The sequence below is a fragment of the Acidobacteriota bacterium genome (assembly GCA_040756905.1).
Lineage (GTDB): Bacteria > Acidobacteriota > Aminicenantia > JBFLYD01 > JBFLYD01 > JBFLYD01.
Genome location: JBFLYD010000041.1, coordinates 1 through 14,331 on the forward strand (window position 1 = coordinate 1; position 14,331 = coordinate 14,331).

At 33.1% G+C, this 14,331-nt stretch carries 12 protein-coding genes; 5 read left to right on the forward strand and 7 right to left on the reverse strand.

Annotation, left to right across the window (positions count from 1 at the left end):
* Window positions 1-127: 127 nt before the first annotated feature.
* From AB1410_06540 to AB1410_06560, 5 genes are read right to left on the reverse strand one after another with little or no spacing between them, the layout of a single operon-like run.
* Entirely contained in the window at window positions 128-760 is a 633-nt protein-coding gene (locus tag AB1410_06540; protein ID MEW6456352.1) for a hypothetical protein, read from the reverse strand.
* The gene (locus AB1410_06545) at window positions 744-1,508 is read right to left on the reverse strand and encodes a type III pantothenate kinase (GenBank protein ID MEW6456353.1); all 765 of its coding nucleotides are present in this window, start codon (window positions 1,506-1,508) and stop codon (window positions 744-746) included. Before AB1410_06545 ends, AB1410_06540 begins: the two co-directional genes overlap by 17 nt.
* Window position 1,509: 1 nt before the next feature.
* Window positions 1,510-2,262 carry a biotin--[acetyl-CoA-carboxylase] ligase gene (locus tag AB1410_06550; protein MEW6456354.1) on the reverse strand — a complete coding sequence of 251 codons (753 nt, stop codon included), beginning with the start codon at window positions 2,260-2,262 and terminating at the stop codon, window positions 1,510-1,512.
* 1 nt (window position 2,263) lies between these two features.
* Window positions 2,264-4,873: a valine--tRNA ligase gene (locus AB1410_06555; protein ID MEW6456355.1), complete on the reverse strand. Its 2,610-nt coding sequence runs from the start codon at window positions 4,871-4,873 to the stop codon at window positions 2,264-2,266.
* Window positions 4,874-4,879: 6 nt separating this feature from the next.
* Complete coding sequence (locus AB1410_06560) at window positions 4,880-5,551, reverse strand: response regulator (GenBank protein ID MEW6456356.1); 672 nt, start codon at window positions 5,549-5,551, stop codon at window positions 4,880-4,882.
* Between the two features lie 440 nt (window positions 5,552-5,991).
* Here AB1410_06560 and queF point away from each other — a divergent pair, with 440 nt between their 5' ends.
* The 4 genes from queF to uvrA all read left to right on the forward strand — a co-directional run bounded on the left by queF (window position 5,992) and on the right by uvrA (window position 10,981).
* Window positions 5,992-6,402: a preQ(1) synthase gene (gene queF / locus AB1410_06565; protein ID MEW6456357.1), complete on the forward strand. Its 411-nt coding sequence runs from the start codon at window positions 5,992-5,994 to the stop codon at window positions 6,400-6,402.
* A 102-nt stretch (window positions 6,403-6,504) separates the two neighbouring features.
* On the forward strand, window positions 6,505-7,218 hold the full coding sequence (locus AB1410_06570) for a protein-L-isoaspartate(D-aspartate) O-methyltransferase (GenBank protein ID MEW6456358.1): 714 nt from the start codon (window positions 6,505-6,507) through the stop codon (window positions 7,216-7,218).
* Window positions 7,215-8,246, forward strand: coding sequence for a 23S rRNA (adenine(2503)-C(2))-methyltransferase RlmN (gene rlmN, locus AB1410_06575; protein MEW6456359.1), 1,032 nt, complete (start codon window positions 7,215-7,217; stop codon window positions 8,244-8,246). The genes AB1410_06570 and rlmN overlap by 4 nt, the downstream gene beginning before the upstream one ends.
* An 8-nt stretch (window positions 8,247-8,254) precedes the next feature.
* A complete protein-coding gene (gene uvrA, locus AB1410_06580; GenBank protein MEW6456360.1) occupies window positions 8,255-10,981 on the forward strand; it encodes an excinuclease ABC subunit UvrA in 2,727 nt (908 codons plus the stop codon).
* On the opposite strand, the gene recA is transcribed toward uvrA, so the two are convergent.
* Both recA and AB1410_06590 read right to left on the reverse strand, forming a co-directional pair.
* A complete protein-coding gene (gene recA / locus AB1410_06585) occupies window positions 10,969-11,979 on the reverse strand; it encodes a recombinase RecA (GenBank protein MEW6456361.1) in 1,011 nt (336 codons plus the stop codon). The two genes, uvrA and recA, sit on opposite strands and share 13 nt — an antisense overlap.
* A gap of 46 nt (window positions 11,980-12,025) precedes the next feature.
* Entirely contained in the window at window positions 12,026-12,874 is an 849-nt protein-coding gene (locus AB1410_06590) for a 3-hydroxybutyryl-CoA dehydrogenase (GenBank protein ID MEW6456362.1), read from the reverse strand.
* Window positions 12,875-13,011: 137 nt separating this feature from the next.
* Here AB1410_06590 and AB1410_06595 point away from each other — a divergent pair, with 137 nt between their 5' ends.
* Window positions 13,012-14,235 carry a GWxTD domain-containing protein gene (locus tag AB1410_06595; GenBank protein ID MEW6456363.1) on the forward strand — a complete coding sequence of 408 codons (1,224 nt, stop codon included), beginning with the start codon at window positions 13,012-13,014 and terminating at the stop codon, window positions 14,233-14,235.
* Window positions 14,236-14,331 lie beyond the last annotated feature (96 nt).

The following is a 14,331-nucleotide window of genomic DNA, read 5'->3' on the forward strand; positions in this document are numbered from 1 at the left end:
AGGAAAAGAAAGTCATCCTTGACTCAATCCAGCCACTCTGAGGTATAATGAAAATTCAGCGTCACTTCGCTCCGACAGGTGGCCACTTTCAATCAGAATCAGTGGCCAGATTCATCGGAATATGCAATTAGTGAAGAAATGATGATACATAGGGAATACGATATTTATTTCTAATATATTTTAATACTCCAATTCTTTTCATGTTATCATTCATAAATACATTTTTTCCATATTTTTTTCTCAAAATTTTTATAATTTCCTGCTTTTTTTCCTCAGTAATTCTTTTCAATATTTCTTCTTCTATCTTTGAATCCACAGAATCCAAGCACTCAACAGTTTTAATATTTTGTTTTACATATTCTAAATCTTCAAGAACTTTTTTGTAATATTTTTTTAAATATTCTACTTCCACTGAGTTTATTTTTAAAAAATTTATAACCTCTTGTTCTATCAAAATAATCTTTTTTAATGGATTTCCTTTTGATAATCCAACTCTTTTTTCTCTATATCTTTCATATGCTTTATAAATGAATTTTTTTGAAGCAAAAAAAGAAAATCTCTTTCTCTTTTTGGCAATACTGAATTTTTCCCATGCGAAATCAATACCCTCATTTATAACCCTTGAAGGAATGTTTCTTTCAAAAAGTTCTCTCAATAAAACTACATCTCTTGCAGAAAAAAAGTAAGGTTTTCCACAAATTTCTTCTATCTTTCTACTTATCTGATTGAAATATTTTTTCAGCTTAACTATTTCTTTCATAAATAATTCTTAAACCTTCCAATGTTAGAAAAGGATCAACTATGTTGAAAATTTTCAATTTTCCAAATATCTCCTCTCCATAACCTCCGGTTAAAATTACATTTGCTTTAATCCCCAGTTCTTTTTTTATTTTTTTTATTATACCTTCCACAAGACTCTCGTATCCGAAGTATAGCCCTGATTGTATGCTTTCTATAGTTGTTTTTCCTACTACTTTTTCTGGTTTTTTTATCTCGACCTTGGGAAGTTTGGCTGTTCTATGAGCAAGCGCCTCTGAAGATATCTCAACTCCAGGAGCTATCACTCCTCCAAGATATTCTCCTTTTTCCAATATTATGTCAAAAGTGATTGCGGTACCGAAATCTACAATTATTGCAGGTCCACCATATTTATTAAAAGCTGCAACAGCATTCACTATTCTATCCTCTCCAACTTCATCTGGATTTTTATATAAAATTTTAATACCTGTGTTCAGTGCTCTTGAAACAACCATCGGCTTCTTTTTAAAAAACTTCTCTGCCATATTAACCATTATAGGAGTTAAAGGAGGAACCACGCTACAAATTACTATTCCTGATATATTTTTTTCAGAATAGCCTGAATTTTCTAAAAAATTTATCAACTGGATTCCATATTCATCCGAAGTTTTTCCTCTCTCTGTAAAAACTCTCCAATAAGATATAATTTTCTTTTTCTTAAAAATTCCTATTGTTATATTTGTATTTCCAACATCCAAAGCTAAAAGAATTTCATTTTTCAATTTTAACCAGCTCTCCTTCATATATTTCTTCCAATCCATCATCCACTTTTATTTTTAAATATCCAGTTTCACCATACCCCATGAAAATCCCATACAGAATTTTCTCTCCTGTTCTGATCTCTATTTTATCATCTTTTTTTAAATAGGAATAAAAGGATAGCTTTTCTAAGATTAAATTTTTTTTATTCTGAAAAAAATAAGAAAGCCACTTTGACAAATACCCAACCAAGCCAGTTCTAATTTCATCGAAATCTGGTTCTGTGCTGTACCCAATTTTTATTGAAATTGACTTATCTTTTATATCTTCTGGAAAATCTTCTAATCTATTCTTCAAGTTTATCCCAATTCCCAACACCACATATTCAACCATATCATTTTTTGTGGAGCTTTCTAATAAAATACCACCTAACTTTTTATCGAATAAAATAAGATCATTAGGCCATTTAACTTTTACTGAAAAACCATATTTTTCATTTAAAAAATCAGCGCATGACATTGCTGTTAAAAGAGATAGAATAGTTATATCCCTGCACTCCAGCAACGGTCTTAAAATCAAGGATAGATACAATCCTTTTTCCTTAGGGGAATGCCATTTTCTATCGAGCCTGCCTCTCCCCTCTGTCTGTTCAAGACATACAATACATGTTCCCTCAGGGTAACCCTTTTCAGCCCAAATTTTAGACAATCTATTACTCGATGTGCATTTTTCGAAAATGAAAGTTTTTTCTCCTAACTTTATCAATTTAAAATTTAGTGAGGGAATCTTCCAGCTTCTTTTTTAATCCAGTTAATTCTCTATATCTATTGTGGGTTTCGCTAATAATTTTCTGGGGTGCCTTTTCAATAAAATCTTTATTTTTCATCCTTTCCTCCAGAAGGAGCATTTCCCTATTAATTTTTTCAATCTCCTTTTTCAATCTTAACTTCTCTCCTTCTAAATCTTCAACTTCATGTAAAAAAATTCCCGCCTCGCTATATCGACAAGCACCTTTCAAAATTCTTTTATCCTCGGGAAAAATTGATACAAAATTGATTCCTTTTGCGTTTACAAGGAGTTGTATGTAATCAATATTTTTGTGAAGAATTTGATCTATCTCTTCTCCTGATGGTATGAAATAAACCTCTACTTTCTTCTGAGGAGGTATTCTATTTTCAACTCTTATCTTTCTTATTTCTTTCACAGTTTCAATTATCACATCCATCATTTCCTCAGCCTTTATGTCTTCAAATTCTTTTCTTTCTTTTGGATATTCTGAAACACATATGGATATTCCATGATTCGGAAGCTTTTGATAGATTTCTTCTGTAACGAATGGCATAAAGGGATGCAATAAATTTAATATATCCTTTAGAGTAAAAATTAAATTAGACAAACTCGTTATTTTTCTCTTCTTTAAATCCAGTTTTACCATTTCCACATACCAATCACAAAATTGATGCCAGATAAAATGATAAATCTCCTCACATGCTTCGTGAAACAAAAAATTTTCCAGACAATGATTTATCCGTTTAACTAAACCATTAAGCTTGCTCCTGATCCATTTATCCGGAAGAGTCAATTCTTCTTCCATAATTTTTAAATCTTCTCCCCTATAATTCATTAGTACAAATCTTGAAGCGTTCCATATTTTATTGACAAATGTTTTATAGCCAAAAATTTTTCCCTTTGATAAAGCTATATCCATCCCTGCCACTGTGGACGAGACAAGAGTAAACCTTAAGGCATCAACCCCAAATTCGTCGATGGCATCAATCGGATCTACTATGTTTCCTTTTGATTTAGACATTTTCTGCCCATGCTCATCCCTGATCAATCCATTTATGAATACTTTTCTGAAAGGAACTCCATTCAAAAACTTCATGCCCATCATTATCATCCTTGCTACCCAGAAAAATATTATGTCAAACCCTGTTATCAGAAGATCTGTAGGATAATATCTCTTTAAGTCTTCAGTCTTATCAGGCCAACCCAATGTGGAGAATGGCCACAATGCAGAACTAAACCATGTATCAAGAACATCTTTTTCCTGTCTCAAATCAGAGTTTTTGCACTTTGAACACTTTATCGGTGGCTCCTCATCCACAATAATCTCATTACACTCTTTACAATACCATACAGGTAATCTATGACCCCACCAGATCTGTCGAGATATACACCAATCATGAATATTCTCCATCCAATCAAAGTAAATTTTTTCCCAATTTTCAGGAATAAATTTAGTCCTTCCTTCTTTTACAACCTGAACTGCTCTTTCAGCCAATGGCTTTACTTTCATAAACCATTGCCATGAAAGATTATACTCAATTACTGAATCACATCTCTGACAGTGACCTATCGAATGTTCATAATCTTCGATTTTCATGAGGAATTTTTGTTCTTTGAGCTTTTTTACTATTCTTTCCCGTGCTTCAATTCTATCAAGACCATAAAATTCTTGTCCTGCCTCCATGTTCATTTTTCCTGACTCATCGATAACTTTGATTATCTCTAAGTTCTTGTTCTTCCCAATTTCAAAGTCAAGGGGATCATGGGCAGGTGTTACTTTAACTGCTCCTGTGCCAAACTCCTTTTCGACTCTCTCATCATGGATAATTGGTAATATCCTTCCTACCAATGGTAATATTGCTTTTTTCCCAGCATAATTTATATATTTAGGATCCTCAGGGTTTACAGCTATAGCTGTATCTCCCAACATAGTTTCAGGCCTAGTGGTAGCAACTACAATAAAATCACTTCCATCAATTATGGGATATTTTATGTAATATAATTTACCTTTTTTCTGTTTATTAATTACTTCTAAATCCGAAATAGCAGTACGGCATCGGGGACACCAATTAACTAGATAATAGTCTCGATATATTAATCCTTCTCTGTATAGAGAAACAAATACTTTTCTAACGGCTCTGGAAAGTCCTTCATCTAATGTAAACCTCTCCCTTGACCAATCTAAAGAACACCCTAATCTTCTGAGTTGATTGGCGATCAGGGCTTTGGATTTTTTCTTCCATTCCCAGAGTTTTTCCAAGAATTTTTCTTCTCCTAAATCCTCTTTTTTAACACCCTGAGCTAAAAGTTCTTTTTCAACAATAATCTGAGTAGCAATTCCTGCATGGTCAAACCCTGGAAGCCACATGGTATCAAATCCCTGTTTTCTCTTCCATCTCACTATAACATCCGGTAGCGAATAGGTTAATGCATGTCCCATATGAAGGGAACCTGTGATGTTGGGAGGAGGGATTACCATTGAAAATATTTTTTTTTCAGAATAGATATCTCCCTGGAAAAACTTATTTTGTTCCCAATACCTGTACCATTCTTCTTCTATTTTTCCAGGATTATAAGATTTTTCCATCAGAAATTATGATTCAGATTTAACCTCTTCTTTTACTCTCTCTATTTCCTGTTTAATGTATATTTCTGCAATCTCAGGAATAACTTTTGATGCTACTTCCTTAACCACCTCTGGTGAAATCTTTTTTACAAGTTTTTCAATTATTCTCTCAATTAACTCATCTGATAAAATTGGATAACCTTCTTCCTTTTTTTCCTCTTCGGCGATTTTTTGAGGGATTTCAGGGGCTTCTCCTTTTATCTCGTTTATCATTTCCTTTTTTTCAAGCTGATTCTGTTCCGGTAAAAAAGAAGGCAGTTCAACTTTTTCTCTTTCTTCAAGGATTTCTTTAATTTTTCCAGCAAGAGAAGAGGCGTCGAACGGTTTTGATATTATTTCTTGATACTTTAAATTTTTTAATTTTTCTTCATCAGGGGAATCAAAGGCTCCTTTCATCAAAAAAATTGGTATTTCGGAATAATCATCAGATTTATTCAACTCCTCACATAATTCATATCCATCTTTTTCTGGTAAATTAATATCCAGAAGTATTACATCAGGATTTATTTCTCTTAAAGTATCTATAAAAAAATTTCCATCTCTAACTACATGAACTTCAAATCCGATCTCAGAAAATGTCAGAGTTACAATCTTCTGCACTGTAAAACTATCATCAGCCAGCAATAATTTATAAGTCATTTTAGCCTCCCAAAGGACTACAAAAAATTAACATTTTTCAAAAAATGAGTCAAGGATAACCTAGTGTATGGGGAAGCCTCTTCCCCACACCCCTTCAGTGCGCTGTCGAGAGATTTTTTTTGCCTGTAAAGATATGGAAGGGACAGCACACTAACTCTGGGTAAAACCAAAAAATATTAGATTTAATTTCTATGCCAGTAATAGCCAGAACCCTTGTTTTCATAATTTTTTAAATGTCAGAAAAATTGAGTTGAATTATCTTACCATAGAACTATAGGTGTCTACAAACCTAAAATTTAAAGGAAACAGGTAGGGATCATCATAGTGTTTTCGGAGTCACCCTTCCTGATCACTCGTAAACTATAATTATAGATAACTCCTGAGTGAAGACTTAATGTATAGATGACTTGGGATTTTATTTATGATAATAATTTATCTGTATGGCAAAGAAAAATATCTTAAAAAAAAGATTTGATGTTGAAAATATTGATGTAATTGATAAAGCAATTATAGACATTTTTAATTATGAGTTTCCAGGAAAAAGGATTGAAATAAACATTGAAACGAATGAATTCACTCACGTTTGTCCATGGTCAGGCCTTCCTGATTTCGCCAATTTAAAAATAACGTATGTTCCTGATAGGAAATGTATCGAGTTAAAATCTTTAAAATATTATCTTCATTCTTATAGAAATGTGGGAGTTTTCTATGAACATGTTATAAATAAAATTTTAGAAGATCTAATTGAGGTGGTGGATCCATTAGAAATGTTCGTGGAAGCAGAGTTTAACATTCGAGGCGGACTTAAAACCACAGTAAAAAGGAGTTATACTAAAGAACAAAAAAATTAACATGCATTTCTTAATGTAAACCAAACATCATTGACCCCCTACAAAGATTTTGCTTGCTTACCAACATTTGCTTGTATCAACAAAGTTTGAGATAATTTATATATGAAAAGATATTCATTTATCGGTATAATTTTATTACTAATTTTGACCATTTTTACTCTATCTCAACAGGAAAAAATCGATTTTGCCTCTTTGAGGAAATCAATGGTTAAACATCAGATTGAAGCTAGAGGCGTAAAGGATAAAAGAGTTCTTAATGCAATGTTAAAAGTTCCTCGACATCTCTTCGTGGATGAAGAGTTAAGACAATGGGCATATGAAGATCACCCTCTTCCCATAGATGAAGGTCAAACAATCTCTCAGCCTTATATTGTTGCCTTGATGACAGAAAAATTGAATTTAAAGGGGAATGAGAAAGTCCTGGAAGTTGGAACTGGCTCTGGCTATCAGGCAGCTATACTTGCAGAGATTGTTAAAGAAGTTTTTACGATTGAAATACGAGAGGCACTCGCCAAAAAAGCAGAATCAACTTTGAATAAATTAGGTTATAAAAATATAAGAGTGAAAGTTGGTGATGGATATTTAGGGTGGGAGGAGAACAGCCCTTATGATGGAATTATTGTCACATGTGCATCAAAAGACATTCCTTCTCCTCTTTTCGATCAACTAAATGAAAATGGAAGGATGATTATTCCTGTTGAAAAAGGATTTTACCAGGTACTTACTCTAATAGAGAAAAAAAAAGGCAAGATGATAAAAAAAGAAATAGAGTTAGTAAGGTTTGTGCCTCTTGTAAGAGAAAAAGATAAGAAGTGAAAGGAAAGATAAATTTAATCGGGAAAAATATTGATGAGATTGATAAATTAATATTCCCTTCCACAAAAAAAATTTTCCACAGTAAAATAATATTTAAATGGATTAACCAGAAAGGAATATCAGACTTTGATGAAATATCAGATATTCCAAAGACATTAAGAAAAACCCTTAAAGAAAATTTTTCATTGGAGTATCCAGAAGTAGAAAAAATATCTGTATCATCTGATGGATCAAAGAAATACCTTCTTAAATTAAAAGATGGATTAAAAATAGAATGTGTTTTCCTGCCCGAGCCAAACAGAAATACTTTCTGTATTTCAACTCAGGTTGGATGCAAAATAGGGTGCGATTTTTGCCTAACGGGAAAAATGGGATTTAAACGAGATTTAAATGTGGATGAGATTATATCTCAAATTCTCATTCTTTTAAGAGAAGTTGACAGAAAAGAAAAAAGGATAAACATAGTATTCATGGGGATGGGAGAACCACTGGATAATCTCGAGAATCTAAAAAAATCATTGGATCTAATCACAAATGCCGAGGGGATATCTATTTCACCAAGAAGAATTACTGTATCAACATCAGGATTAATTCATGGAATAGATGAAATTCTAAAATTAAGAAAATCTCCAAAAATTGCAATTTCTTTAAATACTTTTGACGAGAAAATCCGATCGAAAATAATGCCAATAAATAAAAAATATTCTATTAATGATTTGATAAATTTTATTCAAAGGGTTCAATTAAAAAAGAGAAATAAAATAACAATCGAATGGGTTTTGATGAAAGAAATTAATGATACTGAAAAGGATGTAATCGAAATAAAAAAATATCTGAAATACTTACCAGTTAAAATAAACCTAATTCCTTTTAACCCTTCGACGGCTATCAATTATGAGCCTGTATCTGAGGGGAGGTCTCGTTGGTTTGCTGAGGAATTGGAGAAAGCTGGGATATCTGTTACCCTGAGAAAGAAAAGAGGGGAAGACATTCGAGCTGCATGCGGCCAATTAGCTGTATTTGATTGATTCATTCTATGAATAAAAATATTATTCTTCGTGGTGTAAGAGTTCATAACCTGAAAAATATAAACTTAGATATCCCCATGAACAAATTAATCATCATAACTGGCATAAGTGGTTCCGGAAAATCTTCCCTTGCATTTGATACATTGTATGCTGAAGGCCAGAGAAGGTATATCGAGTCTCTTTCAGCTTATGCAAGACAGTTTTTTGAAAAAATTGAAAAACCCGATGCAGATTTAATCGATGGAATTTCTCCCGCTATTGCTATTCAGCAAAAAACCGCCTCAAAAAATCCGAGGTCTACAGTAGCCACGGTGACAGAGCTTTGGGATTATTTGAGAATTTTATTCTCACGAATCGGAACAATTTACTGTTATAAATGTGAAAGGCCTGTTAAGAAAGATTCAATCGATTCCATAATTGAGGATATCTTTTCTCTTTCTTCAGGAGAAAGATTGTTCATCTATTTTAAATGGGATGGAGAGGGTGGATTGAATGGTCTTAGAAAAAAAGGTTTTCATAAGTTTTTAAAGGGAAATGAAATTCACTCGGTTGATGAACTTGAAGAACTAATAATTGATGCTGAGATCTTGGTAGATAGAATGATTTTAAACAGAGAAGAAAGAGACAGGCTGGTTGATTCTGTAGAAATTGCATTGAATGAAGGAAAGGGGCGATGCGGAATAAGAACTTTAATGGGAAAAGAATTGTTTTTTTCTGATAAATATGAATGTAAAGAATGTAAAATTTTGTACGAAGAGTTACATCCAAACCTTTTTTCCTTCAATTCACCCCAGGGAGCATGCCCTGTTTGCCATGGATTTGGCGATATTATAGAACTGGATGAAGATAAGATAATACCTGATAAATCGAAATCTTTAGAGCAGGGTGCCATAGAACCCTGGACAAAACCCTCATCAAGATATTTATATAGAGAGCTTTTATCTGAAGCAAAGAAAAAAGGTATTTCCATAAAAACTCCTTTCCATCAACTTTCTCAAACCCAGAAAGATTTTATTTTAAATGGAGATGAAGATTATTATGGAGTAAAAGGATTTTTTAAATGGCTTGAAGAGAAAAAATATAAGATTGGAGTAAGAGTATTTCTCCATAAATATAGAAAATACATAACATGCCCATCTTGTGATGGATCAAGGTTGAGAAGTGATGCATTAAACGTTAAAATAAGCGAAAAATCAATTGCAGATATAGCAAATTATACAGTGGAAGAAGCATATGAATTTTTTAGAACACTGAATCTTAATGAACATCAAAAGAAAATTGCTGAATCACCCCTTGAAGAAATAAGAAAAAGGTTAATATTTCTCTTAGATGTGGGGCTTGATTATTTAACATTAAATCGCATGACATTTACATTAAGTGGAGGAGAGGCTCAAAGAATTAGCCTGGCTTCAGCTCTTAGCTCATCTCTTGTAGGAACTCTTTTTATACTTGATGAACCATCTGTAGGACTTCATGCTAGAGATAATTACAGACTGATAAATATATTGAATTCTCTGAAAAAGCTTGGAAATACTATTGTTGTCGTGGAGCATGACATGGATATAATAAAATCAGGGGATTATATAATAGATTTGGGCCCTGGAGCAGGAGAAAATGGAGGTCAGGTTATTTATTCTGGGCCTTTATACGAATTTAAAAACATAGAGAATTCGATTACATTGAAATATTTAAACAAAGAAAAAAGATTAGATTTAATAAAAAAAAGAAAGTTTATTCCTAAAGATTTTTTAGAAATATTCTGCGCAAGAAAATATAATTTAAAAAACATCAGTATTAAAATCCCTCTAAGATATTTCACTTGTATAACTGGCGTTTCAGGATCTGGAAAGAGCACTTTGATGTATGAAGTAATATACAGAGGTATTAAAGAAAACAAAAAAGAGTGTTTTGACCGCATTGAAGGTGTTGATAAAATCAAAAATGTAGTTCTTGTTGATCAAAACCCTGTAGGAAAATCTCCAAGGTCAATTCCTCTCTCTTACATGAAAGCAATGGATTATATCAGAAAAATATTCTCTCAAACAAAAGAATCAAAAATTAATGGATTTTCACCCTCTCACTTTTCTTTCAACACACCTGGAGGAAGATGTGAAAATTGTAAAGGAGCGGGAAAAATAATAATAGAGATGCAGTTTTTATCAGATGTGGCTCTTATCTGTGATGAATGTGGGGGAAAGAGATATAAAAAGGAAATTCTTGAGGTTAAATATAAAGATAAAAATATCTATGATGTTCTCCAAATGAGTGTCACAGAAGCTATGGATTTTTTTAGTGATTTTAATGACTTTGTGGAAAAAATCAGACCATTGGAAGAAGTTGGGCTGGGATATATAAAACTCGGCCAAGCCACTTCAACCTTTTCTGGAGGCGAGTCCCAGAGACTGAAACTCGCTTATTATCTTGGATTAGCTGAAGAAAGAGAAAACATATTTTTGTTTGATGAACCAACTACAGGTCTTCATCTTGACGATATATCAAAACTCATAAAGTGTTTTTCAAAATTATTGGAAAAAGAAAATACAATTGTTGTGATCGAGCATAACTTGGATATAATAAAATTAGCTGACTGGATAATTGATTTGGGACCAGAAGGAGGAAAGATGGGAGGATATGTCATTTATCAGGGACAAACTGAAAATATTTTAAATGTCAATGATTCATACACAGGGCAATTTTTAAAAAGGAGATTAATTCCAGATTATCAGGTTACTTGAAGGCCTATTTTTGTTTTGACTTCTTCGTAAATTTTATTGAATATATCTCTATTACTTTTAAGAAAATTCTTTATATTTTCCCTTCCCTGTCCGAGCCTTTCTCCTTTATAGGAATACCATGTTCCGGTTTTTTCAATTACTCCCACGTTTACCCCTACATCAATTAAATCTCCTTCGGCTGATATACCTTCTCCGTAAATAATATCAAACTCAGCTTCTTTAAATGGCGGTGCTAATTTATTCTTTACTATTTTTACTTTTGTTCTGGTTCCAATTGTTTGATCTCCATCTTTTATTGAGATTAATTTCTTCGTCTCAACTCTTACTGTAGAGTAAAACTTTAATGCTCTTCCTCCTGTGGTTGTTTCTGGGTTTCCCATAAATATGCCAATTTTTTCTCTAACCTGATTGATAAATACAAAGCATGTTTTAGACCTGCTAACAATTCCTGTTAATTTTCTAAGGGCCTGAGACATCAATCTTGCCTGTAGACCTACATGGGCATCGCCCATCTCGCCTTCAAGCTCAGCCTTTGGAACAAGGGCAGCCACAGAATCAACAACCACGATGTCAACAGCTCCACTTCTGACAAGTATCTCAGCAATTTCGAGAGCTTGCTCCCCATAATCAGGTTGAGATATAAGAAGATTCTCTACATCAACTCCAAGCCTTTTTGAATAATCCGGGTCTAAAGCATGTTCTGCATCTATAAAAGCAGCTGTTCCACCCTGCTTTTGACTCTCAGCAATCGCATGGAGAGCAAGGGTAGTTTTCCCAGAAGCTTCCTGGCCAAATATTTCAACAACCCTTCCCTTTGGATAGCCTCCTATTCCAAGGGCAAGGTCCAAAGCAATTGAACCGGTTGGTATCACAGGAACTGGAACAGAAATTTCTTTCTGTCCCAATTTCATTATCGAGCCTTTTCCAAATTGTTTTTCGATTTGAGAAATAGCTGAATCAACCGCTTTGACTTTTTCTTTTAAATCTTCTTTTTGCATTTAATCTCTCCTTAATTTTTTCACAATTTTTGTTAAAAGTCAAAATTTATTTATACTCATAAAATCCTTTTCCTGTCTTCCTACCAAGATATCCCGCATCGACCATTTTTCTAAGCAATGGACAGGGTCTATATTTTGGATCTCTAAAACCTTCGTAAAGAACCTCTAATATATCAAGGCAGACATCCAGTCCAATAAAATCTGCCAGTGTTAAAGGACCCATCGGATGATTCATTCCCAATTTCATAACAGTATCAATAGCCTCTGCTGTTCCTACTCCTTCCATAAGTGCAAATATTGCTTCATTAATCATCGGAAGAAGAATTCTATTTGATATAAACCCTGGATAGTCTTTGGCTTCTACTGGAACCTTTCCCATTTTTTCTGCCAGAGTTTTTATTTTTTGAAAAGTTTCATCGGATGTTGCAATGCCCCGGACTATTTCCACCAGAGTCATTAATGGAACAGGGTTCATGAAATGCATACCTATAAAATTAGCAGGTCTTCTGGTAAGAGAGGCCAACTTTGTTATTGATATTGAAGATGTGTTTGATGAAAGAATTGAATCTTCTTTTAAAATTTTATCTAATTCTACAGTGACACTTTTTTTGACATCAAAATTTTCAAAAACAGCTTCTATAACAACATCAGCATCTTTAAGGTTATTTAAATCAGTAGTCTTTATGATTCTTTTAATTATATCCTCTTTTCTTTCCTGAATTTTTCCTTTCTCAATAAGCTTATCAATGCTTTTTTCTATGCTTATTATTGCTTTATTTAATATATCATCTGATAAGTCATGGAGAATAACATCAAAACCAGAACTTGCTGCCACCTGAGCAATGCCAGAACCCATAGTTCCTGCTCCAATTACTCCTATAATTTTTATATCCATTATTCCCTCCTGAAATTATAAATTTTCAATTAATTATCATAAAAAAATTTTTTTGTAAATAAAAGTAAGAAGTTGACATAGAACTTATATACATTTGAAATAAAAAAAATTTTATGATAGAGATGTAAAGAAGAGAAATGAAAAATAATCTATTAATAGCCATGATTCTTAATTTTATTTATTTTTCGTCTGAAATATTTTATTCACTAGAAAAACCAGAGCTTCCTCCAAAATACAAAAAATGGCTCGATGAGGAAGTAGTTTATATAATTACACCAAAAGAAAGGGAGATGTTTTTAAAGATTGAATCTGACGAACTGAGGGATAAATTCATAGAGGAGTTCTGGAAACAGAGAGACCCAACTCCAGGAACACCAAAGAATGAATTAAAAGAGGAACATTACAGAAGGATAGAGTATGCAAACAAATGGTTTGGAAGGCACTCCTCAAAGCCAGGATGGATGACAGACCAAGGAAGAATATACATAATTTTAGGAGAACCGATATCAAGACAAAATTTTTCAGGTGAATTTCAAATATATCCATGTGAGCTCTGGTTTTATCAAGGAAATGTTTCTCAAGGGCTCGAACCATTTTTTTATATTTTATTTTATAGAAAACACGGAGTTGGAGATTACCAAATTTATAGCCCTTCAATAGATGGACCAGAAAGTTTAATCACTTTTCGAAAAGAAGGTAGAAGGTTTGGCATCTTTAAGAGCACTACTGGCGAAGAAGCTCGAGATACAGATTCTATTAAAACACTTTCAAATATCTCTTATGAATTAGCTCAAGCTTCTTTATCCTTGATTCCTGGTGGCTCAATTAATCCTCCAGTAGAATCAGATAAACTGCTGGGTAAAGTTAATATCTCTCCTCACAAACTCATAAAAGATGAATATGCAGAGGAGTTTTTAGTGAAAGTAGGAAAGGTAGAGGTAGATTACTCAGTAAATTTAATCTCTGGAACACTTCAAACAGAGGTGATTCAAGATAATGATGGAAATTACTTTCTCCATTACTCATTCTCTCCAAAGCCCCTCTCTTTAATTCACTATGAGGATAAATACTCTGCCAACTGGAGGATAAATGGAACAGTTAAAACCCCTGATGGAAAAACTACCTACCAGATAGATGAGGAATCTCCAATTGAGCTTACAAAAAAAGACATAAAAGTAGCAAGAGCACATCCTTTCTCCTATGAAAGCTTCCTCCCCATTTCTCCAGGAAGATACATCATAAATATTTTGTTCCAGAACACAGTATCAAAAGAATTTGTTCCATTTGAGAGAGTAATCCTCATAGAGGATAAAGAGGAGAGAATAAACACAGGGGAGTGCACCCCTAAAAGTGGACACTAAATTAAGACACATTTTCAATATATAACTCATTTCCCAACCTATCTTCAAATTCAACTGGCGATAAATAACCAATTGATGAGTGAAGACGCTTTTTGT